General features: G+C 41.8%; 26 protein-coding genes. 14 read left to right on the top strand and 12 right to left on the bottom strand.

The window, feature by feature from the left end; translation table 11 throughout:
* Positions 1 to 120 precede the first annotated feature (120 nt).
* From CQ839_RS23735 to CQ839_RS23715, 4 genes are all read right to left on the bottom strand, one after another.
* Positions 121 to 816 carry a DevA family ABC transporter ATP-binding protein gene (locus tag CQ839_RS23735; RefSeq protein ID WP_103670774.1) on the bottom strand — a complete coding sequence of 232 codons (696 nt, stop codon included), beginning with the start codon at positions 814 to 816 and terminating at the stop codon, positions 121 to 123.
* 101 nt (positions 817 to 917) lie between these two features.
* A complete protein-coding gene (gene devC / locus CQ839_RS23730; RefSeq protein ID WP_103670773.1) occupies positions 918 to 2,120 on the bottom strand; it encodes an ABC transporter permease DevC in 1,203 nt (400 codons plus the stop codon).
* Positions 2,121 to 2,497: 377 nt separating this feature from the next.
* Entirely contained in the window at positions 2,498 to 3,667 is a 1,170-nt protein-coding gene (locus CQ839_RS23720; protein ID WP_103670771.1) for an ABC exporter membrane fusion protein, read from the bottom strand.
* A gap of 5 nt (positions 3,668 to 3,672) precedes the next feature.
* The gene (locus CQ839_RS23715; RefSeq protein ID WP_103670770.1) at positions 3,673 to 4,497 is read right to left on the bottom strand and encodes an SDR family oxidoreductase; all 825 of its coding nucleotides are present in this window, start codon (positions 4,495 to 4,497) and stop codon (positions 3,673 to 3,675) included.
* A 91-nt stretch (positions 4,498 to 4,588) separates the two neighbouring features.
* Between CQ839_RS23715 and CQ839_RS23710 the strand changes: the two genes are divergently transcribed.
* The gene (locus CQ839_RS23710; protein WP_103670769.1) at positions 4,589 to 5,161 is read left to right on the top strand and encodes a PadR family transcriptional regulator; all 573 of its coding nucleotides are present in this window, start codon (positions 4,589 to 4,591) and stop codon (positions 5,159 to 5,161) included.
* 88 nt (positions 5,162 to 5,249) lie between these two features.
* On the opposite strand, the gene ureC is transcribed toward CQ839_RS23710, so the two are convergent.
* The 5 genes from ureC to CQ839_RS23685 form a co-directional block, all read right to left on the bottom strand.
* Complete coding sequence (gene ureC, locus CQ839_RS23705; RefSeq protein ID WP_181016325.1) at positions 5,250 to 6,965, bottom strand: urease subunit alpha; 1,716 nt, start codon at positions 6,963 to 6,965, stop codon at positions 5,250 to 5,252.
* A gap of 5 nt (positions 6,966 to 6,970) precedes the next feature.
* A complete protein-coding gene (locus CQ839_RS23700; RefSeq protein ID WP_103670767.1) occupies positions 6,971 to 7,282 on the bottom strand; it encodes an urease subunit beta in 312 nt (103 codons plus the stop codon).
* 16 nt (positions 7,283 to 7,298) lie between these two features.
* Positions 7,299 to 7,922: a Uma2 family endonuclease gene (locus CQ839_RS23695; RefSeq protein ID WP_181016324.1), complete on the bottom strand. Its 624-nt coding sequence runs from the start codon at positions 7,920 to 7,922 to the stop codon at positions 7,299 to 7,301.
* Positions 7,923 to 7,954: 32 nt separating this feature from the next.
* Positions 7,955 to 8,257 carry an urease subunit gamma gene (gene ureA, locus CQ839_RS23690; protein ID WP_103670766.1) on the bottom strand — a complete coding sequence of 101 codons (303 nt, stop codon included), beginning with the start codon at positions 8,255 to 8,257 and terminating at the stop codon, positions 7,955 to 7,957.
* A 70-nt stretch (positions 8,258 to 8,327) separates the two neighbouring features.
* The gene (locus CQ839_RS23685; protein ID WP_103670775.1) at positions 8,328 to 9,152 is read right to left on the bottom strand and encodes an urease accessory protein UreD; all 825 of its coding nucleotides are present in this window, start codon (positions 9,150 to 9,152) and stop codon (positions 8,328 to 8,330) included.
* A gap of 337 nt (positions 9,153 to 9,489) precedes the next feature.
* On the opposite strand from CQ839_RS23685, the gene fmdA reads away from it, so the two are divergent.
* The 8 genes from fmdA to CQ839_RS23645 all read left to right on the top strand — a co-directional run bounded on the left by fmdA (position 9,490) and on the right by CQ839_RS23645 (position 17,329).
* Positions 9,490 to 10,698 (top strand): formamidase, encoded by a 1,209-nt coding sequence (gene fmdA, locus CQ839_RS23680; protein ID WP_103670765.1) that lies wholly within the window; start codon positions 9,490 to 9,492, stop codon positions 10,696 to 10,698.
* Between the two features lie 6 nt (positions 10,699 to 10,704).
* Complete coding sequence (locus tag CQ839_RS23675; protein WP_103670764.1) at positions 10,705 to 10,965, top strand: FmdB family zinc ribbon protein; 261 nt, start codon at positions 10,705 to 10,707, stop codon at positions 10,963 to 10,965.
* 114 nt (positions 10,966 to 11,079) lie between these two features.
* Positions 11,080 to 12,486, top strand: coding sequence for an ABC transporter substrate-binding protein (locus tag CQ839_RS23670; protein ID WP_103670763.1), 1,407 nt, complete (start codon positions 11,080 to 11,082; stop codon positions 12,484 to 12,486).
* A gap of 204 nt (positions 12,487 to 12,690) precedes the next feature.
* Positions 12,691 to 13,653, top strand: coding sequence for an urea ABC transporter permease subunit UrtB (gene urtB, locus CQ839_RS23665; protein WP_103670762.1), 963 nt, complete (start codon positions 12,691 to 12,693; stop codon positions 13,651 to 13,653).
* A 54-nt stretch (positions 13,654 to 13,707) separates the two neighbouring features.
* A complete protein-coding gene (urtC, locus tag CQ839_RS23660) occupies positions 13,708 to 14,796 on the top strand; it encodes an urea ABC transporter permease subunit UrtC (RefSeq protein WP_103670761.1) in 1,089 nt (362 codons plus the stop codon).
* A 101-nt stretch (positions 14,797 to 14,897) separates the two neighbouring features.
* Positions 14,898 to 15,695, top strand: coding sequence for an urea ABC transporter ATP-binding protein UrtD (gene urtD, locus CQ839_RS23655; RefSeq protein WP_103670760.1), 798 nt, complete (start codon positions 14,898 to 14,900; stop codon positions 15,693 to 15,695).
* Positions 15,685 to 16,383, top strand: coding sequence for an urea ABC transporter ATP-binding subunit UrtE (gene urtE, locus CQ839_RS23650; protein WP_103670759.1), 699 nt, complete (start codon positions 15,685 to 15,687; stop codon positions 16,381 to 16,383). Before urtD ends, urtE begins: the two co-directional genes overlap by 11 nt.
* A 127-nt stretch (positions 16,384 to 16,510) precedes the next feature.
* Positions 16,511 to 17,329 carry an MOSC domain-containing protein gene (locus tag CQ839_RS23645; RefSeq protein WP_103670758.1) on the top strand — a complete coding sequence of 273 codons (819 nt, stop codon included), beginning with the start codon at positions 16,511 to 16,513 and terminating at the stop codon, positions 17,327 to 17,329.
* A gap of 68 nt (positions 17,330 to 17,397) precedes the next feature.
* Here CQ839_RS23645 and ureG read toward each other — a convergent pair whose 3' ends face one another.
* Entirely contained in the window at positions 17,398 to 17,991 is a 594-nt protein-coding gene (gene ureG, locus CQ839_RS23640) for an urease accessory protein UreG (RefSeq protein ID WP_103670757.1), read from the bottom strand.
* Between the two features lie 79 nt (positions 17,992 to 18,070).
* Here ureG and ureE point away from each other — a divergent pair, with 79 nt between their 5' ends.
* The 4 genes from ureE to CQ839_RS23620 all read left to right on the top strand — a co-directional run bounded on the left by ureE (position 18,071) and on the right by CQ839_RS23620 (position 20,111).
* Positions 18,071 to 18,541 carry an urease accessory protein UreE gene (gene ureE, locus CQ839_RS23635; protein WP_103670756.1) on the top strand — a complete coding sequence of 157 codons (471 nt, stop codon included), beginning with the start codon at positions 18,071 to 18,073 and terminating at the stop codon, positions 18,539 to 18,541.
* Positions 18,531 to 19,262 carry an urease accessory protein UreF gene (locus tag CQ839_RS23630; RefSeq protein ID WP_103670755.1) on the top strand — a complete coding sequence of 244 codons (732 nt, stop codon included), beginning with the start codon at positions 18,531 to 18,533 and terminating at the stop codon, positions 19,260 to 19,262. Before ureE ends, CQ839_RS23630 begins: the two co-directional genes overlap by 11 nt.
* Positions 19,263 to 19,514: 252 nt before the next feature.
* Complete coding sequence (locus CQ839_RS23625) at positions 19,515 to 19,847, top strand: DUF6883 domain-containing protein (protein ID WP_103670754.1); 333 nt, start codon at positions 19,515 to 19,517, stop codon at positions 19,845 to 19,847.
* Positions 19,848 to 19,865: 18 nt separating this feature from the next.
* Positions 19,866 to 20,111 (top strand): DUF4926 domain-containing protein, encoded by a 246-nt coding sequence (locus CQ839_RS23620; protein ID WP_103670753.1) that lies wholly within the window; start codon positions 19,866 to 19,868, stop codon positions 20,109 to 20,111.
* A 58-nt stretch (positions 20,112 to 20,169) separates the two neighbouring features.
* Here CQ839_RS23620 and CQ839_RS23615 read toward each other — a convergent pair whose 3' ends face one another.
* The gene (locus CQ839_RS23615) at positions 20,170 to 20,886 is read right to left on the bottom strand and encodes an RloB family protein (protein ID WP_103670752.1); all 717 of its coding nucleotides are present in this window, start codon (positions 20,884 to 20,886) and stop codon (positions 20,170 to 20,172) included.
* Complete coding sequence (locus tag CQ839_RS23610) at positions 20,879 to 22,201, bottom strand: ATP/GTP-binding protein (RefSeq protein ID WP_103670751.1); 1,323 nt, start codon at positions 22,199 to 22,201, stop codon at positions 20,879 to 20,881. Before CQ839_RS23610 ends, CQ839_RS23615 begins: the two co-directional genes overlap by 8 nt.
* A gap of 293 nt (positions 22,202 to 22,494) precedes the next feature.
* Here CQ839_RS23610 and CQ839_RS23605 point away from each other — a divergent pair, with 293 nt between their 5' ends.
* Positions 22,495 to 22,788 carry a hypothetical protein gene (locus CQ839_RS23605; protein ID WP_103670750.1) on the top strand — a complete coding sequence of 98 codons (294 nt, stop codon included), beginning with the start codon at positions 22,495 to 22,497 and terminating at the stop codon, positions 22,786 to 22,788.
* Positions 22,789 to 22,936: the final 148 nt, after the last annotated feature.

Genomic DNA, 22,936 nt, shown 5'->3' with positions numbered 1-22,936 from the left:
GAACTTTTGGGCAAGGTTAAAACATCATGTCAGTAAGATTATAGGAAAATGTGAAAGTTTATGGGATGCCGTACAGCAAGCCTTCTGTCAATTGTCCTAACTATCCCTTTCTTTGCTATATTAGGTGGCAATACCAGCATGATTCATTAAGCATCCATCTTCCATGTAAATAATGCGATCAGCAAGATCGAGAATGCGGTTGTCATGGGTCACAAGGAGAATCGTGCAGCCTTGCTGTTTGGCTAATTTCTCCATAATCTCCACCACATCACGCCCCGATTTTTTATCTAGCGCCGCCGTAGGTTCATCGGCAAGAATGATCTTGGGTTGTCCTACCAACGCACGGGCGATCGCAACTCGCTGCTTTTGTCCGCCCGACAGATCGCTAGGATAGTAATCCAGTCGGTGAGACAAACCCACCGCATTTAAGACATCTCGAATCCGTCGATCTGCCTCTTCCGCAGTCACATCATGCAGTTCCAGAGCCATTTCCACATTTTGATAAACCGTGAGGAAGTTCAATAGATTATGAGCTTGGAAAATATAGCCAATGTTGCGACGAATCAATGTCATTTGGTCGGGAATAGAATCAAGTAATTCTTGACCTAAAATTTTAAGACTACCCTCTTGAGGCGATCGCAACCCACCCATGAGCGTCAGCAAAGTCGTTTTACCCGAACCCGATGGCCCCGTCATAATCACAATCTCACCGCGATCGATTTGCAGATTAATATCATACAAAACCTGCTTACGGAGAGCATCTAGACCGTAGTAGTGATTTAGTTGCGTTACGGAAATAGCAAATTGGGAAGACATTGTTTTGGAATTACGAATTATCAATTACGAATTATCAATTACGAATTACGAAATATCAGCCACCAATCACCAATTACCAATCACCAATTACCAATTACCAATCAAAAAATATCCGCAGGATCGGCAGTTTGAATTTTTCTTACAGCAACTGCGGCGGAAGCGGAACACATGATGGCTGTGAGAATGAATACAAACGTAATGCGTCCTGCATCCATTGCCATTGGTAAGAGAGTGGCGATATGGGTGATTTCGTAAATGCCCCATGCCATCGCTGTGGCGGGAATGAAGCCTAGGACAGCGAGGATGAGAGATTCTTGGAAGACGACAATTAGTAAATAGCGATCGCGAAATCCCATCGCTTTGAGGGTGGCGTATTCGGGTAAATGGTCGGTGACATCGCTATAGAGAATTTGATAGACGATCACGGCTCCGACGATAAATGCGATTACGACACCGAGATCGAAGGTATAGCCTACGGGTGTACTCGCGTTCCAAAAGGCTACTTCGGCTTTGGCAAAATCTTGTCTCGTCATGACTTTGACATCATTGGGAAGAAGCGATCGCAATTCTGATAAGACTTTATTAACATCGGCATCGGGCTTGAGCTTGACTACGCCAATATCGATTAGTCCGCCTTGGCGCGATCGCACCATGCGTAAAAAGTTAATATCGCTAGTGACGAGATGGGCATTAATACCAAAGGTGGGGCTGAGTTGAAATAGTCCGCGTACTTGAAACTGGCGTTCGTCAATTTCCGTAACGATGGATTCGCCTGCTTTAAAGTTTTTAGCGATCGCCCCAAATTCATTCCGCGCTCCAGAATTAAAAAGAACTGTGTCGGGTTCGCGCAGTTTTTGGCGATTCTCGGCAACTCCTTTAATATTTAAAACTTGATGTTCGGGATTAATGCCAATGGCGTAAATATCCCATATCTGTTTGTTATAGGGATTCCGCCATTGAATGAAGTTGAGATAAATCGGACTTACTGATTGCACTCCCGATAAGCCTGCGGCTTGGTAAAGGCGGCGATCGGTAAAGCGATCGAGGGAAATTAGCGATCGGTAGCGACTGCTCAAAATGACGATTTCGCCATTGATGCTGTGATGGAGTTCTACGGCACTGCTAAATAATGCACCCCGAAATCCCATTTGTAGAAACATCAGCACATCAGCAAAACTAATTCCCGCGATCGCTACGAGCAAACGCACTCGCTCTTTCCGCAATTGCAACCAAGAAAGAAAAAGCGGTTTCTTCTTTTTGGATTTTTCTGTGAAATTTATGGATTTATCTATGATTTTGGTCATAACTCTCTAGGATTTGAAATCATTTTCAAGGGTTAAAGATGCTAATGATCCCCCTCAATCCCCCTTAAAAAGGGGGAAGAAGATAATTCTCCCCCCTTTTTAAGCTACGGTGTACACACAAGTCATAAAACCTATTCAAGTCAACAATTAATCGCCCCCTAACCCCCAATTCTGGGGGAACAAGAAAATAAAATTCTTTCAAAGTCCCCCAGAATTGGGGGATTTAGGGGGCTGAGATAAATCGAAACGTAGACAGTTGACTTGTGTGTACACGGTAGCCTTTTTAAGGGGGGCTGGGGGGGGATCTACATCCTGAAACGTAGACAGAGAGACTTGTGTGTACACAGCAGCCTTTTTAAGGGGGGCTGGGGGGATCTTCATTCCCGAACATCGATCGCTGCTTGAATGCTGAGATTGGTTAAGCCTGAAACTAAACGGCTAGAAGGCTCATCTAGCAATATTTTTACTTCCACAACTCGCGCATCAAACTGAGCCGCAGGATCGGTATTTAGGACATCTTTTTTACTAATCTGCAAGCCAACTTCCTTCACTTTGCCGCGCAATGTTTCGGAGAAGGCATTATTTTTGCTGACTACAGTGGCGGATTGACCGATCTTGACTCGGTTGATATCTAGTTCGTAAACCTCAGCAACCGCAACCATGCGTTGAGTTTGTCCCAAACTAATAATTCCGTTGTTTCCAACTAATTCCCCAGCACGGGTATGGATTTTGAGAACCTGTCCATCTTGGGGCGATCGCACTACTGCTAAATCCAAATCTGCTTTCGCTCTTGCCACACCTGCTTCTGCTTGAGCAACCTGCGATCGCGCTAATTCCACATCCACGGGACGAACTTCGGCGATCTGGTCGAGGGTGGCGCGGGACTCGGCGATTTGGGACTGACGTGATCGCACGATGCGTGATAACTGCGCCTTTGCTTCATTTAGTTGTTGGCGTACTGTATCGCTAGTTAATTGTTTGCTATCGCGCAGGGAAGCAGAAACAGCACCTTCCGTTTTAAGATATTGATACCGCCGATCCTCTAGTTCCGCATTGCGAAGTTCGGCTTCTAACCTTGCGATCGCCGCCTCTTGTGCAGCAGTTTCCGTTTGTAACTCTACTTGAATGCGATCGACGACTCTTTGCTGCGCCACAATTTGCCCCGACTTTGCCCCTGCTTCTACTTGCCTTAATTGCGCTTCGGCAACAACAACTCTTTCCTGTGCTTCCCGCAAAGCCGCTGCACGCGGAGCATAGTTATCGAGATAGGCGATAATCTCTCCTTTGCGAAGTTGTTGCCCGTGCTGCACGTTGAGCCGTTCAATTCGCGCACTTTCGCCCGATATGGGTGCAAACACCTTAATTACTTCGCCATCAGGTTCCAATCTTCCCAATGCTGAAACTGTTTCTAATTTAGGAGTGGTTTCGGAAATAACAGGTTGAATAGATTTTTGGGAGAGGTTCACATAGGCGATACCACCAATGCTGAAAGAAGCGATCGCGATCGCCGTTAGTGGTAAATATTGAACTGGAAATCTAATGCTCATGGAGTTTAACCTCTCAGGTGTTTGGTCATATCGCGCATTACTCCTCCCATAATTTGCACCCTCGCCCAACGTGGCAAAAATGCAAGGGAATAGGTCAGCAGTTTTGAGATGAATCCTGGAAGGATGGTGGGCTTTTTGCCTAAAGCATTTAGGGTTGCCTGAGCCACATCAACAGGATTTAACGCCATTCCCAATTTCATCCCCGCACGGGACGCAAAACCGCTATTAGTAGGGCCAGGAGCAGAGGCAATCACATCAATTCCCATCGGTGCAAGTTCCACATATAGGGCTTCGGCTAAGGTTTGGACATAAGCTTTGGTCGCGGCATAGTGAGCCGCAAAGGGTGCTCCTTGAAAGCCGACAATTGAACTCATCAGCACGATGCCGCCATTACCACGCTTAGCGAACCTTTGCCCAAAATGCCAAGTTAGTTCTAATAGCGATCGGCAATTAACATTCAGCATTTCTATTTCAGTTTCTATTGGAGAATCTAGAAATGTACCCGAAGTCCCAAACCCAGCCGCAGCAACAAGCAACCCAATGTCTAGATTTTGCGTTTCTTCCAAAATGATTCTGTTTCCCGCATCCATCGACAAATCAACCGCCAGAATCTTTACCTCGATTGCATAGCGATCGCGCCAATCAACCGCCATTTGCTCCAACACCTGTTTACTCCGCGCAACTAGAACCAGATTTAGCCCTGCTTCCGCAAGTCTCAGCGCTATCTCGCGCCCGATTCCTGAAGAAGCACCCGTCACGATCGCCCAAGATCCGTATCGCTTAGTCAAGTTGCTAGCGCGATATTGCTTACGAGAATTAATACTCTGCATTTTTAACTCCGTTTTTTGTATTCAAGTTTTTGAATACAAAAAACAATGTATACTTAAACCATAAAATTCGTCAAGTAGTTTGCGATCGAAAATGGCGCTCAAACAAACCATCCTTGCTTTCCTATCTCGGCAATCCCTCAGTGGCTATGAAGTCGCCAAAGAATTTGCTGAAGGTTTTGGGAGTTGTTTCTGGAAAGCAAGTCAGCAGCAAATTTATGCGGAACTTGCCAAGCTAGAAAAGCAGGGCAGCGTTACCTATGAGGCGATTCCACAGGCAGGCAGGCTGGATAAAAAAATCTATTCCATTACCGATCGCGGACTGCAAGAACTCACCGATTGGCTAGTTCAACCCACTGAGCCAACTGCAATGCGCGAAGATTTAGGCGTAATGGGATTAGCCGCCCATTTAGTTCCCCATCAAGTGACCATGCGCGAAATCGAAAGGCGGCGACAACTCCATGCAAACATGGCACTGCATGTCAAAAAAATGGACGAGCATTTTGCAAAAAATTTGGAATCTCTAGAGCTAAAGGATCTGTATATGCATCTAATTATCCGTCGTGCAATTCGCTACCAAGAAGATTGGGTCGGCTGGTGTGATGAAGTACTAGAGGCGATCGCACAGGCAGTAAAAGCCCAAAAAACTTCAAAACCCAAGAATTGATTGGCGGCGCTTTGCGCCGCCAATCAATTCTTGGGTTTTATGTCCTAATAAATTTGGCGACAGCTAGATCATGGCGATCGCCCAAATTTTAGAACAAGAAATATCGCTGCGCCATTGGCAACACTGATGCAGGCTCGCAGGTTAACAATTCACCATCAGCTCTTACTTCATAGGTTTCTGAATCAACTTCCATATGCGGCAAAGCATCATTCAGTTTCATATCGAGCTTACTGATATTTCTTGTCCCTTTAACTGCAAGCGCCTGTTTCTTCAATGCCAACTGGCTAGGAATGCCACGCTCGATCGCAATTTGTGACAGGAAAGTGAAAGATGTCTTTGCGATCGCACCACCATAACTACCAAACATTGGACGCATATACACAGGCTGCGGTGTAGGAATACTGGCATTCGCATCACCCATCTGCGCCCATGCGATAAAACCGCCCTTAATTACCATTTCTGGCTTCACACCAAAAAAGGCAGGATGCCAAAGAACTAGATCGGCAATTTTGCCAACTTCAATGGAGCCGACATATTCGGAAATACCATGAGTAATAGCAGGATTAATCGTATATTTGGCGATATATCTTTGAGCTCGAAAATTGTCGGCGCATACTGATCCTCCAGTCCCAGAAAGAACACCTCTTTGGACTTTCATCTTATGCGCAGTTTGCCAAGTTCTGATGATCACTTCACCGACTCGACCCATTGCTTGAGAATCAGAGGAAATCATACTAAACGCACCGAGATCATGGAGAATATCTTCGGCGGCGATCGTCTCGCGCCGAATGCGTGACTCAGCAAAGGCGACATCTTCAGCAATACTAGGATCGAGGTGGTGACAAACCATCAACATGTCTAGATGTTCATCTAAGGTGTTTAAGGTGTAAGGACGAGTTGGATTAGTCGAAGAGGGAAGGACATTCGCTTCACCGCAGATTTTGATGATGTCAGGAGCATGACCGCCGCCAGCACCTTCTGTGTGATAGGTATGAATTACACGATTCTTGAATGCTGCGATCGTATCTTCCACAAATCCTGCTTCATTAAGTGTGTCGGTATGAATCGCAACTTGCACATCATATTCATCAGCAACACTTAAGCAAGTATCAATAGTCGCAGGCGTAGTTCCCCAATCTTCATGGAGTTTCAAACCGATTACCCCAGCTTCCACCTGTTCGATTAAGCCCTCAGGTTTACTGCTATTTCCCTTGCCCGAAAATCCTATATTCATCGGAAAGGCATCAGCAGATTGCAACATCCGATAAATATTCCAAGGGCCTGGAGTACAAGTCGTAGCATTAGAACCAACGGCTGGCCCCGTACCACCACCGATCATGGTCGTGATGCCAGATGCGATCGCTACTTCGATTTGCTGCGGACAGATAAAATGGATATGGCTATCAATGCCTCCTGCGGTGAGAATGCGACCTTCTCCTGCAATGATTTCTGTTCCAGCGCCGATGATAATATTTACATTGTCCTGAATATAAGGATTTCCCGCCTTACCGATCGCCACAATCTTGCCATCTTTAATCCCAACATCAGCTTTAACAACTCCCCACCAATCAAGAATTAGGGCATTAGTAATCGCGACATCTACGGCTCCATTGGCATTGGTAATTGGTGATTGTCCCATGCCATCGCGAATCACCTTGCCACCACCAAATTTGACTTCATCACCATAGGTAGTATAGTCGCGTTCTACTTCGATAAATAATTCTGTATCAGCTAAACGAACCTTGTCACCAACTGTAGGTCCATAGGTTTCCGCATAGGCGCGGCGAGACATTCTATAACTCATAATTTTTAATTCTCCAATTTGCCTTCAACTAAGGCATTAAATCCATAAATCTCGCGAGTACCCACATAAGGCACAAGGTTTACATCTTTCTCATCGCCTGGCTCAAAACGGATAGAAGTACCCGCAGGAATATCAAGGTGTGTGCCCTTAGCGCGATCGCGATCAAATATCAAAGCGCGATTAGTCTCATAAAAGTGATAATGCGAACCTACTTGGATCGGGCGATCGCCTGAATTACCAACTTTGAGAGTAATCACCTCGCGCCCAGCATTTAATTCAATATCACCTTCTAGAGCAATTATTTCACCAACAATCATAATTTTGTCTCCTTTTTTAAATATTTAGAATCTCAGCAGCAGTTAAGTCTAATTCAGGAAAAGTTCGAGAAATAATTTTGTCTTCTCCTGTAAATTTAGAAGTCTGATATTTGCCATTTTCATCAAGTAAATTTACAAATACAGTGGGGATTTTAGGATTACCTAAAAACTCACGACTAGCGATCGCCAAATAATCCACAATCCAATATTCAGGAATACCCAACCGCTGATACTCCTCAAACTTATCAATATAATCATCGTCCCAATTATTTGAAGTTACTTCTACAGCTAATTGAATTGGCTTTTGCAAAGGAGAATAATCAGATGGATTGGATCGCCAAAATTCTCGGTCAATGACACTAAGATCGGGAATTCTACTTTGCTTTGCACCGTTAGATTTTGTCGTTCTTATACTTACATTTTGACGTACTACAAAATCTAAATTTAATTTATCAATTTCTTGATCAAATTTTTTGTAAGCAAAAGCAATAACATCTTCATGCTGTCTGGTATTTACCACCTTAACTATCTCTCCATCAACAAATTCATAACGACCATCTGTAAGACGTAACCCTACAAATTGTTCATAAGTCAACTTTGATTTAATTTGTGATCCTTGTGTTTCAGCGATCGCGATCATCTCAAACCTCCAAAATTATCTATAGATATATTTTAGCGAATCGGTTGATGTACGGTTACAAGCTTAGTTCCATCAGGAAAAGTTGCTTCCACTTGCACATCATGGATCATTTCCGAGATGCCTTCCATCACATCATCACGAGTGAGCAATGTTGCTCCATAGGACATTAATTCGGCGACAGTCCGACCTTCTCTTGCTCCTTCCATGATTTCTGCGGTAATGAAAGCGATCGCTTCGGGATAATTTAACTTCAACCCCTTAGCCTTTCGACGCTCTGCTAGAAGGGCAGCGGTAAAAATTAGCAATTTATCTTTTTCTTGAGGCGTTAGCTGCATGAATAATTACCAAACTCTAGGTATACATTTACTCGTGTTTTGAGTTGTATTGAAGTACAGCTCAAAATATCTACCAAACTCGTGGTATGCATATTGCTCTATTTTTATAGGATACACGCAAAAGTTGCCAAATTTGCTGAAACCATTTACGCGCATCGCTAGAAGAATCACCACAATAGCGACAAACTAAACCTGCTAGCGATCGCGTTACTCCCGACATGCCATCATAGTTTCCCTGCTCCCATATAGAACGAATATTGGCAATTAGTTCTGTATCAATGGTTGCACCAACAAAAATAAAACTAGCAGCGATCGCATAGTTATTTAATCCATTAGGACTTCCTAACATCTCAATATTTCCCGTCAGGTATTGCCGATCAATCCATAATGGACAACCGTCACGCCATACCTCTGTATGCGATCGCCAATTACCATCAATAAATTTCTCGCCCCGCGCAGTACGTCCAAACCTCACGATTTCCCACATAGTGCAAGTTGCATCTTGTCCAAGTTCGATTCTTGTTGTTTGACGATACTGTGATTCAGCAAAGGCGATCGTTTCTTGAGGGAACCATTCTAAACTCGCCCCTTCATCAATATGAATATGTATATTTTGCTGCGATTCTTCGCCATTGCTGCGGTAGATTTTACTGGCAGTCGCAGTTGTAAGTAGCGCTTGGGTGTGAGGTTGGAGATGGATTTTTGCAGATAAGCGATCGCCGCCAACTAAACCACCTGCGGTATGTAATAAGATGCAATGGCAAATTTCTTCACCTTCTGGATAAAGCGATCGCTGAATTTTCCAAGGGGCAACAGTATAACTTCGAGATAGCTGAGTAGTTAAATTCTTCCTTGCAAACTCTAATTCTAATTCTCCTGCCCAAGCTACACTCATAGAATACTCAGATATCAATTGATTAATTACTTTATTATTAGGAATTGAAGCACAAAGTAGATCAATTCCTAGTAATAAATCTCTGCCATGGGGCAAGATCTTAGCTGCTTTTTCTTTTGGTCTTGTTTTCGCTTATGAATAATTCAGGTAAAAGAAATTGCATCTAATTTGGTATAAGGCATGACAGATCACAAAGAAAAAGTAACGCAGTATGTGATTAATGAAGTTGAAATTTAGTTAAATCTTTAATTTATGTACATTGTAGATGTGCATGATTTTATATAATCTTCAACTTTTCATTGTTCTCATATTCTTTTACAGTTGCTAGATAGATTTTATGCCAAAGACGCTGTTTAAAGTTGATCTCACTAAGCCCATGAGTGAGCAAGAACTACCTGGTCATAATCGCTGGCATCCAGATATTCCAGCTATAGCCTCTGTTAATCCAGGCGATACTTTTCGGATCGAATGTAAGGATTGGACAGATGGTCAGATTAAGAATAACGATAGCGCTGACGACATTCGTGATGTAGATTTATCGATTGTTCATGTATTAAGTGGACCGATTTGGGTAAATGGTGCAGAACCTGGTGATATCCTTGTTGTCGATATTGTTGATATTGGCGCTCTTCAAGGTGATGAGTGGGGCTTCACAGGGATTTTTGATCAAAAGAACGGTGGTGGCTTTTTAACAGATCACTATCCTAATCCTGCTAAAGCAATTTGGGATTTACAGGGGATTTACACCACTTCGCGTCATATCCCTGGTGTTAAATTTGCTGGAATTACCCACCCAGGATTAATTGGTTGTGCACCATCCCATGAGCTTCTAGCTAAATGGAACAAGCGAGAGTCTGAGTTAATGGCAACTCAGCCAGATCGCCGCACTTATGGTGCTGGTATTAATATGGATGGAGTGCCTGTACTAGCCGCATTGCCAAATCCAGAAAATGCAGTTTTAGGTACATTAGCTCAATCGGAATACGCGCGCGTTGCAGCTGAAGCCGCAAGGACAATCCCACCTCGTGAGCATGGTGGCAACTGCGATATTAAGAATCTCTCAAGAGGAACTCGCATTTATTTTCCTGTGTATGTTGAAGGTGGTAAGCTCTCGATGGGAGATCTTCACTTCTCTCAAGGAGATGGAGAAATCTCTTTCTGCGGCGCAATTGAGATGTCTGGATTCATTGATCTGCATGTAGACATCATCAAAGGTGGCGTAGATAAGTATGCTATGGTAAATCCAATCTTCAAGCCAGGCCCTGTAGAGCCGCACTACTCAGAGTTCTTGGTGTTTGAAGGCATTTCTGTAGATGAGTTTACAGGGAAGCAATACTTTATGGATGTACACATTGCTTACCGTCAAGCTTGCTTAAATGCGATCGCCTATCTCATGAAGTTTGGTTATACGGGTGAACAAGCTTATCTATTGCTAAGCTGTGCCCCTGTAGAAGGAAGAGTTAGTGGTATTGTGGATATTCCAAATGCCTGCTGTACTCTGGCAATTCCGACTGCAATTTTTGATAAAAACATTCTTCCGGTTTAATCAAATATGCCTCTTTATGAGTTTCAGTGCGAAGACTGTGATGTCTTTGAGATATGGAGACCAATGGCTGAGTCTAGCGACCCAGCTCATTGTCCAGAATGCGATAAACGCGGTAAGCGCATCTTTTCTCCACCAATGACATTGTCTAGAACTGTACGAATGAAAAAAGTGAGTGCGGAGCCAGAACTAGTTAAACGAGAACTGGAACCAAAAACACCAACCATTCAATATCATTCTGGAAGTCGTCCTTGGATGGTCGGACACTAGATTGATTATTAGGAATTGACATCTTGTCTTTACTCTCAAATAAATCTATCTTGATGTTCAGAATTAAATATATCTTGGTGTGAGTTTTAAAATAGTTTAGGAGTGTTTCATCTGATGAAGAAGATCAATAGATCGAATGATGCTTTGAATGCGATAACCCGTCGCAGATTTATCCAGTACGGTTCTTTAGCTGCTGCTAGCAGTATTGTTGCAGCTTGTACCCCTACAACCACCACCACCCCAACTACAACTGGTGGTACAACCACTACAGCAGCCTCTCCTGCCGCAGATGGCAAGAAAGGAATCAAGGTTGGCGTAATGTACTCCACTACGGGTACGATCGCGATCGTTGAAAAGTCGTTACAGGATGCAACTTTCCTTGCGATCGACCAAATCAATGAAGGGACAGGACCTTGGGCTGGCAAGAAGGGTATTGACGGACAAATGATTGAAAAGGTCGTCGTCAACCCTGACTCCAACTGGGATTTATACAATCAAATGTCCAAGCGTTTGATTGATGAAGACAAGGTTGTATGCGTTCTTGGTTGTTATACATCAGCTAGCCGCAAATCAGTTCTTCCAGTTTTTGAAGAAAAAGACAGCCTACTCTACTACCCTGTCTATTACGAAGGAAACGAATGTAGCTCGAACGTCATTTACACTGGAGCTGCTCCCAACCAACAGATCACCGACTCGATCCCTTACTGTATCAAAAACTTTGGTAAGAAAGGATTCTTCATCGGTTCTGACTACATCTATCCTAAAGAAAGCAATCGGATCGCCAAGGCAGAGTTGGTCAATGGTGGCGGTGAAGTTGTCGGTGATGAATACGCTGCGCTCGGTACAACTGAGTTCATCACCATCATCAACAAGATCAAGCAAGCTAAGCCCAATTTCATCCTCAGCAATCTAGTTGGAGACAGTATTCCTGCTTTCTACAAGCAACTTAAGGATGCTGGGATCACTTCTAAGGATATTCCGATCATGGCATTCCCTACCACAGAAGAAGAAATTCAAGCGATGGGGCCTGAGTTTGCCGAAGGTCACTATTCTAGCTTTAACTACTTCCAGTCTGTTGACACTCCAGAGAACAAAGCTTTTGTGGAACAGTTCAAAGCGAAATTTGGCAAGGATCGTGTTACCAACGGGGTTATGGAAGCAGCTTATCTGCAAACCTTCTTCATGGCTCAAGCGATGGAAAAAGTCGCCAAGGAAAAGAAAGCCCTCAACACAGCTAGTCTGCGTGAAGCGACCAGAGGTCAGATATTCAAGGCTCCCCAAGGAACTGTTAAGGTCGATCCAGACAACTACCACACCTATCTATATTCCAGAATTGGAAAATGGAAAGCTGATGGTCAGGCGGAGATCGTATTTGCCACCAAGGCAGCAGTTAAGCCAATTCCTTGGAGCCAAGCTCTATACAAGGGTCGCATTTGTGTTCATAAGACTCCAGATGATCGCAGCAACCCCATCGTTGAGACGAAGAAAGATATTCCAGTTGAGTTCCTGAAGGAAACTTAAATTGATTTCCGTCTAGTCTAATTGCATTTAACAACCTCCTGCTGACTGCTTATAGCAATCCAAAATGAGCTGTGAGAGGCGCACCCGATGGGTGAGCCTCTCACAGCTCATAGAAAGCTATAAATTGTTTTTCTATAGGTCGGAAGTAAAGTTGTTAATTTCACCAGAATTAACCAAACACTGAATGATTCAACTAAGAAAGCCATGAACGTTTTGCCAATTAATGCATTATCTTCGTTAATACACTTAGCACAGGCAACTCCGGCAGCAAAGTCATTCGACCCGATCGCAATTACCAATCAGCTCCTAAATGGTGTTGGTATTATCGGTATTCTTTTGTTGACAGGTTTAGGACTTTCAATAACGTTCGGAGTTATGCGAATAATCAACCTAGCGCATGGTGAATTCATCATGCTCGGCGCATATACATCGTTTGTGTTGCAAAGTAATTTCAAAATGGATTTGTTATTAACAATCCCATTTTCGTTTTTATTTACTGCCTTTGTAGGTGCAATTGTCGAACTAACTATCGTTCGACGACTATATGGGCGAGCTGTTGAGACGCTCTTGGCAACTTGGGGACTAAGTATTGTGATTCAGGGCGTTGTTAAGCTTATTTTCACGGCTCAATTAAAATATGTGAAAGCTCCGCCCTACATCAGAGGAAACTGGACTCCGTTTCAAATTGGAGGACAAGCGATCGAGATATCTTACTACCGCTTGTTTATTATCTTCATGGCACTATTACTTCTAGGAATAACAGCTTTTCTACTCTACGGAACAAAGCTCGGAAGAGAAGTGCGTGCAGTCACCCAAAACCGCAACATGGCAAAGTGCTTGGGTGTTAATACTAGCCTTGTAGATATGCTTACTTTTGCCTATGGATGCGGTTTAGCAGGAGTTGCAGGTACAGTTATTTCATCACTAAAAAGTGTCGCGCCGCCGATGGGACAAGATTACCTAGTAGATGCTTGGATGACGGTTGTTACAGGTGGAGTTGATAAGCTAGTTGGCGTTTTGGCAGGTGCAGTTTTGATTGGCGAATCAAATGCTGCGATCGCTTACCTGATAAACGATCCAACCGCGCGTGTAATTGTATTAGCAGCCGTAATCGTTTTGATTCGCTACCGTCCAGAAGGTTTGTTTACAGTTCAGAAGCGAAGTTAAACTGTTTACATCTATTTTTTTGTCAATAAGAGCGGATTTAGTGGAGGTTTTATTATGGCAGAAGTAGTAGGTCGCATCAGACAGGCTAACTATGTTCCGAAGAGATGGCTGGCTACAAGTTTAGTCCTGTTAGTGATATTTGCAATTTTTCCTTTTGTGGCTGGAGAATTCCAGACCAACTTAATGGCAAAGTTGCTCTTGTTTGGTACTTTGGGTGTTTCTCTAGATCTAGTCTGGGGATTCACGGGTATTCTGAGCTTTGCCCATGGCGTATTTTTTACTTTAGGTGGGTATGCGATGGCATATTACCTAAAGCTAAACTTATCCGCCACCGCCAATAATTATGGCGGAACACTTCCAGACTTCATGGTTTGGAACGGTTTGAAGGAATTACCTTGGTTTATTGCGCCATTGCAGCATTTCCCAATTGCTGTCATTGCGATGGTGGTAATACCCGCAGGATTCGCATATTTAATCGGCTCCTTTATTTTTCGTTCCAAGGTGAGCGGTGTTTACATTACAGTTATCACCCTAGCTATTGCTTCTGCTTTAACTACTTTCTTTGTTAGTCAACAAGCTTATACAGGTGGAACAAATGGCATCACTGATGTTTCAAAACTAGTCTTATTTGGTGCAACTGTTCCACCGATAGGAATATATTTTATAATCCTTGGGTTTGCAGCTTCTGTGATGGCTGGCAGTTGGTGGTTAACTCAATCTAACTTTGGATTGATTCTCCGCTCTATTAAAGAAAATGAGCAACGTATCTCCTACCTTGGCTATGATGTTGCTAATTTTAAAATCTTTATTTGGACACTTTCTGCTGGAATTGCTGGAATTGCTGGTGGTTTGTTTGTTCCTCTAAACAAATTTATTTCACCAGTTTATCTTGGTGTTGCTTTTGGTACTCAGATTGTAATTTGGGTTGCAGTGGGTGGTAGAGGAACACTTTTTGGTCCAATCATTGCTGCTATCTTACTTGGACAGATCCAAAATTCAGTGGATCGGATCACTCAAGATTGGCAGTTAATTGTCGGAGTGATTTTGGTTATAGTTGTCTTATTTCTACCTGATGGACTGATGAGCCTATTACCGAAGAAATTTCTTTCTAAAAAGTCTAATCAATTGGAAAGAACTGAATAATTGGTCTAATTCCTCGGATTTAACCTTTGCCTATTAAAACTCCTAGGAATCTAGACTTCAATAAAATCACATATTTCTTAATATCAAAAAAGGTGTAACTCATGGAAACAATATCAGAAGTTGAGACTAGCAACTTTGCTAGTGATAGAGAATCTGTTTTATCTGTTAAAGATCTCAAGGTAGTCTTTTCTGGATTTAAGGCATTAAAAGGTGTTGATCTAGAAGTTGGCGAAAATGAGATCGTTACTATTATCGGGCCGAATGGAGCTGGCAAAAGTACTTTACTTGATGCGATCGTTGGCAAATCTCCAGTAGCTTCAGGAAATGTTATCTATCATGGCAAGGATATAACTAATCAAAGTCCTCACAAAGTTGCGCGGATGGGCATTGGACGTAAGTTCCAAAACCCTAATGTTTATAATGATTTGTCTGTATTCGACAACATTTTGCTTGCCCTAAAAGGATCTCATGGTGTTTTTGCTTCGATTAAGTCTAAACTCACAACTGCGAAAAGAGACAAGATAATTTCTGTACTTGATCGCGTTGGTCTTTTAGAAAAAGGCTATTCTAAGGTCTCATCTCTGTCTCATGGACAGAAACAGTGGGTAGAGATTGGGATGGTAATTGCTCAAGATCCGACCTTAGTCTTATTAGATGAACCAACTGCCGGTATGACACCTGACGAGACCCATTTGACAGGAGAAATTATCAAGACGATTTCTCAGAATCATTCTGTTGTCGTAATTGAGCATGATATGGAATTTGTCAAACAAATTGCTCAACGAATTGTGGTACTCCACCAAGGTGAAAAATTGACTGAAGGCTCGGTCAATGAAGTTCAATCAAATCCTAAAGTAATTGAGGTGTATCTTGGACGCGAACAAATCGATGCTGCTTGAACTAACTGATGTTACTGTTTCCTATGGGCAAACACCTGTTTTGTTCGGAGTGAATATGGCGATTAATCAAGGTGATATTGCTTGTTTGTTAGGGCGTAATGGTGTTGGAAAAACGACATTACTTCGTAGCGTTATTGGTTTGAACAAGGTTCTTTCTGGCAATATCGTTTTTGATGCTGATGAAATTACTAAGGTGCCAACTTACAAACGTGCAAGGTATGGGATTTCTTACATCCCCCAAGGTCGAGAAATCATTCCTTATTTATCGGTTTTGGATAATCTCAAACTAGGTATGTCGGCTGGACAGAAGCAGTATCGTAAAATCCCTGATGAGATTTTTGAGTTTTTCCCGATGCTGAAACAGCATCTCAGCCGTCAAGGTGGATTATTGAGTGGAGGACAGCAACAGCAATTAGCGATCGCACGCGGATTGATGAGCAATCCCAAAATGATGCTCCTAGATGAACCTACAGAAGGAATTCAACCTTCAATTGTGCAGGAAATTGAGGACACTCTCAAACGTATTAATCGTGAGAAGGGAATTACCTTAATTGTTGTTGAGCAAAAGGTGGATTTTGCCCGTCAGTTAGCTCAAAAGTTCTTCATCATGGAGAAAGGTGCAGTTGTAGCAAATGGTGCAACATCTGATTTAAGCGATGATTTAGTGCATAAGTACCTTGCAATTTAAGGTTATAGCGTTTTCGCTGAGTGAGAAGCCAATAATCGGTTAAAAGTGTCAGTAAGCAACACTTATAATCAGTTATCGGCTTTTTTATTAGCAATTTGATACAGGTCGATTATTAATCGGAAAAGCGATGACTCGAATTTTAGTTGGTGTAGTTGACTCTCTCTGGCGTTATCCAGTCAAGTCGATGCTAGGAGAGAAACTTGATCATGTGGATGTTGTATCCAAAGGACTTTTAGGCGATCGCGCTTATGCCTTGTGGGATCGCGAAACTGAGAGAATTGCCAGTGCCAAGAATCCCAAAAAATGGGCGAAATTGCTAGGATTTCAAGCTGGGTTTGTATCATCTCCTAAACCACAAACGTCAATACCTCCCGTTAAATTTGCCTTACCCGACGGAAGTACAGCTACTAGTGACAATATTGATATAAATGCTACGCTTTCTCAAGCAGTGGGAAGAGATGTCCAGTTAATTTCTTCAGTTCCTGAAGCGCCGAGTTTAGATCAGTACTGGCCAGATATTGAAGGAGCACTCAATCGAGAAATCATTACTCAATTGTTCATGCCATCAGGGACTTTTTTCGATTCCTGCCCTATTCACGCTATTACAACCGCAACATTAACTCAACTAAAGAACATCTATCCTGAAGGAGCTTTTGAGCCTTGTCGGTTTCGCCCAAATATCTTGATTGAGCCCAAAGATTCAGAAGCCGCATTTATTGAAGATGCTTGGGTAGGCAGCAAGATGTTCATCGGCGATCAAGTCTGTCTAAGTATTGATACTTCATGCCCTCGATGTGTGGTAACAACTATTGCTCAGTTAGATCTTCCTACTGATTTAAATATTTTGCGGACTACAACTAAACACAATAAGACAATCGCAGGTATTCGCACTTCAGTACTACAGGAAGGAGTAATTCGTTGTGGCGATCAAATTTGGTTAGAGTAAACCAAAAGACGGGATGTGAAGCTAAGCTTCACATCCCGTCTTTTGGTTTGTCCAATAAATCTCAATACTTACATTCGTCCAATAATAAATTCTGTGATTGTTACTAAGCCGATCTGAGTTTTGAGATTACTAAATACAAAAGGTTTATCTCCACGCATTTTCCGAGCATCACGATCCATTACATCTAGATCTGCGCCAACATAGGGGGCAAGATCGATTTTATTAATTACCAATAAATCAGATTTAGTAATTCCTGGCCCCCCTTTGCGAGGAATTTTGTCACCTGCGGCAACATCAATTACGTATAGCGTTAAATCAACCAATTCTGGGCTAAAGGTAGAAGCAAGATTATCTCCGCCACTCTCTACAAATAATAAATCTAAATCGGTGAAGCGAAGTTCTAGCTGCTCGATCGCAGCCAAATTCATTGAGGCATCTTCCCGAATCGCAGTATGGGGACATCCACCTGTCTCCACCCCCACAATGCGATCGCGTGAAAGAGCTTCACTGCGTACTAAAAACTGAGCATCCTCTTGGGTATAAATATCATTGGTGACAACCGCAATTTGGAAATGCGATCGCATAGATTTGCAGAGAGAATCAACGAGGGCAGTTTTTCCAGAACCAACGGGGCCAGCAACTCCGACGCGAAATGGTGACATTGGGATTTATCCTGCTTGTATATGAGGTAAAGTAGAGATGACGCAAAGCGTCGTCTCTACTTTACTGTAATTTTAGCTAATGCACATTGTTACAAAACGTTTATCGTCATCAGGCTTATCGGCAGAAGCAAAAAAATTAGTCGATCAGAACTCTCTCTTAACTCTTGCGCTTATTGCTGAAGATAGAACTCGCAGTCGCCATCGATTTACAACTGTTGAAGGAGAAGAGATTAATTTACAGCTTCAGAGAGGAACCGTTCTAAGAGAAGGTGATATTCTTGCTGATGATCAAGATCAAGCGATCGCAATTGTTGTCGCTAAGCCTGAGCCAGTAGTTACCGTCACCGCTAAGAATCCGCTAGAATTTTTGAGAGCCGCCTATCATTTAGGTAATCGCCATATTTCTTTAGAAATTACTGAGACCTATCTGCGATTAACTCCCGATTCAGTTTTAGAAGATATGGTTTTGCAAATGGGACTTACCGTAACTCACGAAACTCAACCTTTTCAACCTGAGTCTGGGGCTTACCATCATCACCATGATCATTAATCCCGATTCTTGGCAATTATTGCGATTACTACAACTCACCAGCCCCGCTCTACCAGTTGGTGCTTACAGCTATTCCGAAGGCATTGAATATCTTTGTAGTAATGCCATTATTCAAACTGAGTCAGATCTCTGCGATTGGTTAAAAAGAGAGATGCGCTTTGGATTTATTACTAACGAAGCAGCGATCGCACTTCGAGCTCATCAAGCAATGATATCTAACGATATAACTGCGTTAAACTATTGGAATAACTGGCTATCAGCAACTAGAGAGACTGAAGAAGTCCGTCTCGCCAGTTGGCAAATGGGACAATCCTTAATGAAGCTATGGTGGCAACTTCCAGATAGTCAAAACGATCAATTAGCTATCCGTAGATCAATCAGCGATCTTTTACCAACCGCAAAAGATAACGCTCAAGGTAAAGGTTGTAATTATGCGATCGCCTTTGGAATTGTAGCGGCAAGCCTAGGAATTGACGTTAGTAATACAATCGTTGGATATATTCATGGTTGGTTATCCAATTTAGTTAGTGCGGCGGTAAGGTCAGTTCCATTTGGGCAAACGACTGGTCAGCAAGTTATTTTTAAGCTCAGTTCTGATATCCTTAATAGTTCTCAATTAGCATTAAAACGTTTAGATAATGAATTGGAATGGTGTGGATGGGGGACTAGTTTAGCTTGTGCTAACCACGAAACTCAATATTCGCGGTTATTTCGGAGCTGAAATATAACTAACTCCTTTTTTATCTGCTGGGTTTCATCATCCATAAACCCCGATCATCAAAATCATCAAGACAAGCAAAACAGCGATCGCCCCTCAACAAACCACAAACGAGATCGCCTATTTTCCTCAAATTAAACAGCGATCACCACTCACCACCCACAAACCCGATCACCTAAACCTCAACATCAAACAAACAGCGATTGTACGCATTGATTATGCTAGGCTCAAATAAAGCGATAGACGCTAAAATACATGAAAATTCCGAATAGTGATCACGCAGTCATTGAGCCGTCGAAACTAACTGAATATCTACTCAATAGTGAGCATAAGCGCGGTGGCACAAAGGCTAAATTATTAATTCTGTTTGGATATTCACTAGAAAATTGGCAACAGTTAGAAGCCGACATTCGTGGATTTCATTTTGGGGTAGATGCTATTGTAGTTAAAGAAACTGCATATGGTGTGAGATATGAAATTAGTGCAAATTTACTGACTCCGATAAATAAACAGTTATTTGTTAAGACGGTATGGCAAATAGATAAAGGTACAGATTTTGCTCGCTTAATTACTTTAGTTCCCGATTAGCAATATTTGGAGGCTGCAATGAATTTTCCACTTTATTCTGATGTAATTCTATTAACTAATCTACCTGATGAGGGTGTTTATGCTGGGGATATTGGAACGGTGGTAGAACGGCATGATGTCATTGGATTGGAAACTGGTTATAGTGTTGAGTTTTTCGATATGCTGGGTAATACAGTTTCAGTTGTCACTTTGCCGATGAGTTATTTCCGTTTGCCGACTCGTGCGGATAGACCATCAGTTAGGCTTATGGCTAGTGTTGCATAAATCGCCTTTTCCCCACATCAAACAGCGATCGCCCTCGTTGAACTCCTTAAAAAATTACTTAATCAAATATCCCACAATTTTTTCTTGCTTGCGAATGATATTTATTCAAACATTCACGAAGAAGTTCAATATCCCCAGATTTTCTTCCTTTTTGGATACATTCTACTAAAGCATTTAGACATTGAACTAAAAGATGTACAGTTGTCGAAGGATTATCTTTTTCGGGTCTATTGGGATCGTATTGGACGAGCAAAGTATTGGCATTTTTAATAGCGCTATGCTGGTTTTCTTTAAGCTCCTCATAAATTGTTGTACTATTTTTCTCATATCTATGTTTAAGTAACTTGGTTAGCTTTGATTTATAATCTTGTCGCGATATCCCAGTGTTATAAAAATGAAAGTGTAGTAAGTACCATAATTCAAATGCTTCATTTGAGTATGCTACATGTATGTCGTTGTTGTAAGCAGAAGTTATGGAGGCATTAAACTGTCCTGATGGAAATGAGTCTCGATCAAAAACACACCACACATAATTATAATTACTCTGCTCTTTTCTTTCTTTGGCTCTCTCTACTAGGCTCAATGTATTATCGCCTAATCCAATCACATCCAATTGTTCCACAGATAAATCTGGAATGCGAAAAGCTTTAAAGTAGTTAGGCTCAGTCTTTTTACCTTCACAAATAATCAGAAATGAAGGCAAAATACCCCGTGTATCAACTGTTCTCTCTGAGTAACTCTGAACTCTTGCCTCAGTACGCGATCGTTTAGCCATTTGAATTACCTAATAAACTTTGCAAGTTACCGATAAATGGAATAGCACCATATTTACCATGAATGTAATTATCTTCAAATGAAGCATCATTTCTTACTTTCTTGAAAGTTTCTTTTTTTGAGTCTTCTTCAATAGGTATTTTATATTCAGCTAGGGAATAAAGATGAGTAGATCCTTTTTCGTCCTTCTCAGCGAACCAGATTTGATCTCTTCTAAACATTTTATGGCTTAAAAGGTTAGTATCATGTGTAATAAAAACTATTTGAGCATTGTTTGGATTAGTCTCACTGGAGTTAAAAAGGTCAATGATCGCACAAGTAATTAGAGGATGAATACTAGAATCAAATTCATCAAAAAATAAAATCCTACCTTTTTTTAAGGTGTCTATTAATAGTCCTGCTAATGCAAATAATCTTTTAGTTCCTTCTGATTCATGGGTATCAAGATCAAAAAGTTCATAATTCTTGTCGCCGCTTTGATCGTATTTCCAATGAAATGTTGTTATTGAAGTTCTTCTCAAATAGCCTAATTGTATCTCTGTAAGTCTCTCTTGCATACCTTTTGAAAACTGAGATAAATCGGGTTCTAGTGTTTCTATCTCAATATCATTGATACCTAAATCTAACTTTTTTATCAATTCAACAATTTCATCTTTGTATAAGCCATCTTCAAAACACTTGACAGTATATTTCCGATTTTGGAAATCATCATCTGGGTCTACTATCGATAAAGATTGAAACCAACGCAATATTTCTTTAGCGATTTTACCATTCCACTGGGAAACAACAGATAAGAAGAGAGCATTGTCTCTAGTTCTTATCTCAAGTCCTGTCCCTTCTCTAAATGGAGCTTTTACATCAATTTGCTTATTCTCCCGCACAAAAAGCTTTCGTTCCTTCGTAGTTGGAGTGTCAAACAACCACTCAGATACAACTTCTTGAGAAGTAACTTCAAATCCATATCTGTACTTTCTTTTATTGAGAATAAAAATTACCTCAAAAACGGATGGTTGTTTTTCTGTTTCTGTACTTAATCTAAACGGCTCAGAACGTATAGATTCACCTTCTTGGGACTCTTTAGATGAACTAAGTATAAACCAACGCATAAAACTTAGAGCAGCATGGAGGTTACTTTTACCACTGGCATTTGCTCCATAAATAACCGCGCTCTTTAGTAGACTTAGTTTTGAATCGACTGCAATTATATTTTCTTGATCTAACTTCTTATCTTTTGAAACGATTTTTGCTGCGACCATACTAAAGTTCGCTTCATTTCTAAAAGACCTATAGTTTTCAACATTAAATTCAATTAGCATATGATCTTGTTTCAGAAATGTATTTTTATATTGAAAAAGCTTTAATTGAGAGGTTTCCGTAAATATATCTATTATAATGATATATACGCCTTTTTAAGATCGATTTTGTCGTCATCAATGAAATCCAAAACGTCAAACAACGCGATCCCAATCCCAACAAAGAAAGCAAACGCCGCAGAACCCTTAACGCCCTACTCTCCGAAGCATCCCGCCAAAATCCTGAACTCTGCGTCTTAGGTCTGAGCGCCACACCCGTCATCAACAACCTCTACGAAGCCAAAGCACTGCTAGAAATGACCAGAGGCGAAAAATTTGACGAATTGAAAACTATCAGCAATATCCCAAACGCCCTTGCCATGCACGAAAAACTGATGCTCTATGGCATCCGCTATCGTCCCAATTACAAGATTGCGATCGCCGAAAGCTTTCCCGCAATCTTAGGCGAACACCTACGCCCCCAACTCATCGCCGCCATCAAAACCAGCCCCCTCGCTGTCGAGCAAGTCCTCCTCTCAGCCAAAATCGACATGATTCATCGCCCATCTCAAAATAGGATTCACAGTTGTCAAAGAGCAAACAGACTATAAATTCCTTTACATCAATGCCACTAAGCCATTAATCTCTCTAATCTAAAAAGAATTGGTGATCGGGAGCATGTCACTTTTTTGGGATAGTCTAGAAAGCCAATAAACCATTGAGATAAGCACAACGATGGGCAAGCACCTGAGGGACATT

Source organism: Pseudanabaena sp. BC1403 (assembly GCF_002914585.1).
Taxonomy (GTDB): Bacteria; Cyanobacteriota; Cyanobacteriia; order Pseudanabaenales; family Pseudanabaenaceae; genus Pseudanabaena.
Note: the sequence above shows the minus strand (reverse complement) of the source record. Positions and strands in the feature narration are given on the sequence as shown.

What these genes read in the sequence shown, in the direction of transcription:
- CQ839_RS23735 (WP_103670774.1), bottom strand. Translation starts at nt 816, where the DNA reads ATGTCTTCCCAATTTGCTATTTCCGTAACGCAACTAAATCACTACTAC.
- devC (WP_103670773.1), bottom strand. Translation starts at nt 2,120, where the DNA reads ATGACCAAAATCATAGATAAATCCATAAATTTCACAGAAAAATCCAAA.
- CQ839_RS23720 (WP_103670771.1), bottom strand. Translation starts at nt 3,667, where the DNA reads ATGAGCATTAGATTTCCAGTTCAATATTTACCACTAACGGCGATCGCG.
- CQ839_RS23715 (WP_103670770.1), bottom strand. Translation starts at nt 4,497, where the DNA reads ATGCAGAGTATTAATTCTCGTAAGCAATATCGCGCTAGCAACTTGACT.
- CQ839_RS23710 (WP_103670769.1), top strand. Translation starts at nt 4,589, where the DNA reads ATGGCGCTCAAACAAACCATCCTTGCTTTCCTATCTCGGCAATCCCTC.
- ureC (WP_181016325.1), bottom strand. Translation starts at nt 6,965, where the DNA reads ATGAGTTATAGAATGTCTCGCCGCGCCTATGCGGAAACCTATGGACCT.
- CQ839_RS23700 (WP_103670767.1), bottom strand. Translation starts at nt 7,282, where the DNA reads ATGATTGTTGGTGAAATAATTGCTCTAGAAGGTGATATTGAATTAAAT.
- CQ839_RS23695 (WP_181016324.1), bottom strand. Translation starts at nt 7,922, where the DNA reads ATGATCGCGATCGCTGAAACACAAGGATCACAAATTAAATCAAAGTTG.
- ureA (WP_103670766.1), bottom strand. Translation starts at nt 8,257, where the DNA reads ATGCAGCTAACGCCTCAAGAAAAAGATAAATTGCTAATTTTTACCGCT.
- CQ839_RS23685 (WP_103670775.1), bottom strand. Translation starts at nt 9,152, where the DNA reads ATGAGTGTAGCTTGGGCAGGAGAATTAGAATTAGAGTTTGCAAGGAAG.
- fmdA (WP_103670765.1), top strand. Translation starts at nt 9,490, where the DNA reads ATGCCAAAGACGCTGTTTAAAGTTGATCTCACTAAGCCCATGAGTGAG.
- CQ839_RS23675 (WP_103670764.1), top strand. Translation starts at nt 10,705, where the DNA reads ATGCCTCTTTATGAGTTTCAGTGCGAAGACTGTGATGTCTTTGAGATA.
- CQ839_RS23670 (WP_103670763.1), top strand. Translation starts at nt 11,080, where the DNA reads ATGAAGAAGATCAATAGATCGAATGATGCTTTGAATGCGATAACCCGT.
- urtB (WP_103670762.1), top strand. Translation starts at nt 12,691, where the DNA reads ATGAACGTTTTGCCAATTAATGCATTATCTTCGTTAATACACTTAGCA.
- urtC (WP_103670761.1), top strand. Translation starts at nt 13,708, where the DNA reads ATGGCAGAAGTAGTAGGTCGCATCAGACAGGCTAACTATGTTCCGAAG.
- urtD (WP_103670760.1), top strand. Translation starts at nt 14,898, where the DNA reads ATGGAAACAATATCAGAAGTTGAGACTAGCAACTTTGCTAGTGATAGA.
- urtE (WP_103670759.1), top strand. Translation starts at nt 15,685, where the DNA reads ATGCTGCTTGAACTAACTGATGTTACTGTTTCCTATGGGCAAACACCT.
- CQ839_RS23645 (WP_103670758.1), top strand. Translation starts at nt 16,511, where the DNA reads ATGACTCGAATTTTAGTTGGTGTAGTTGACTCTCTCTGGCGTTATCCA.
- ureG (WP_103670757.1), bottom strand. Translation starts at nt 17,991, where the DNA reads ATGTCACCATTTCGCGTCGGAGTTGCTGGCCCCGTTGGTTCTGGAAAA.
- ureE (WP_103670756.1), top strand. Translation starts at nt 18,071, where the DNA reads ATGCACATTGTTACAAAACGTTTATCGTCATCAGGCTTATCGGCAGAA.
- CQ839_RS23630 (WP_103670755.1), top strand. Translation starts at nt 18,531, where the DNA reads ATGATCATTAATCCCGATTCTTGGCAATTATTGCGATTACTACAACTC.
- CQ839_RS23625 (WP_103670754.1), top strand. Translation starts at nt 19,515, where the DNA reads ATGAAAATTCCGAATAGTGATCACGCAGTCATTGAGCCGTCGAAACTA.
- CQ839_RS23620 (WP_103670753.1), top strand. Translation starts at nt 19,866, where the DNA reads ATGAATTTTCCACTTTATTCTGATGTAATTCTATTAACTAATCTACCT.
- CQ839_RS23615 (WP_103670752.1), bottom strand. Translation starts at nt 20,886, where the DNA reads ATGGCTAAACGATCGCGTACTGAGGCAAGAGTTCAGAGTTACTCAGAG.
- CQ839_RS23610 (WP_103670751.1), bottom strand. Translation starts at nt 22,201, where the DNA reads ATGCTAATTGAATTTAATGTTGAAAACTATAGGTCTTTTAGAAATGAA.
- CQ839_RS23605 (WP_103670750.1), top strand. Translation starts at nt 22,495, where the DNA reads ATGACCAGAGGCGAAAAATTTGACGAATTGAAAACTATCAGCAATATC.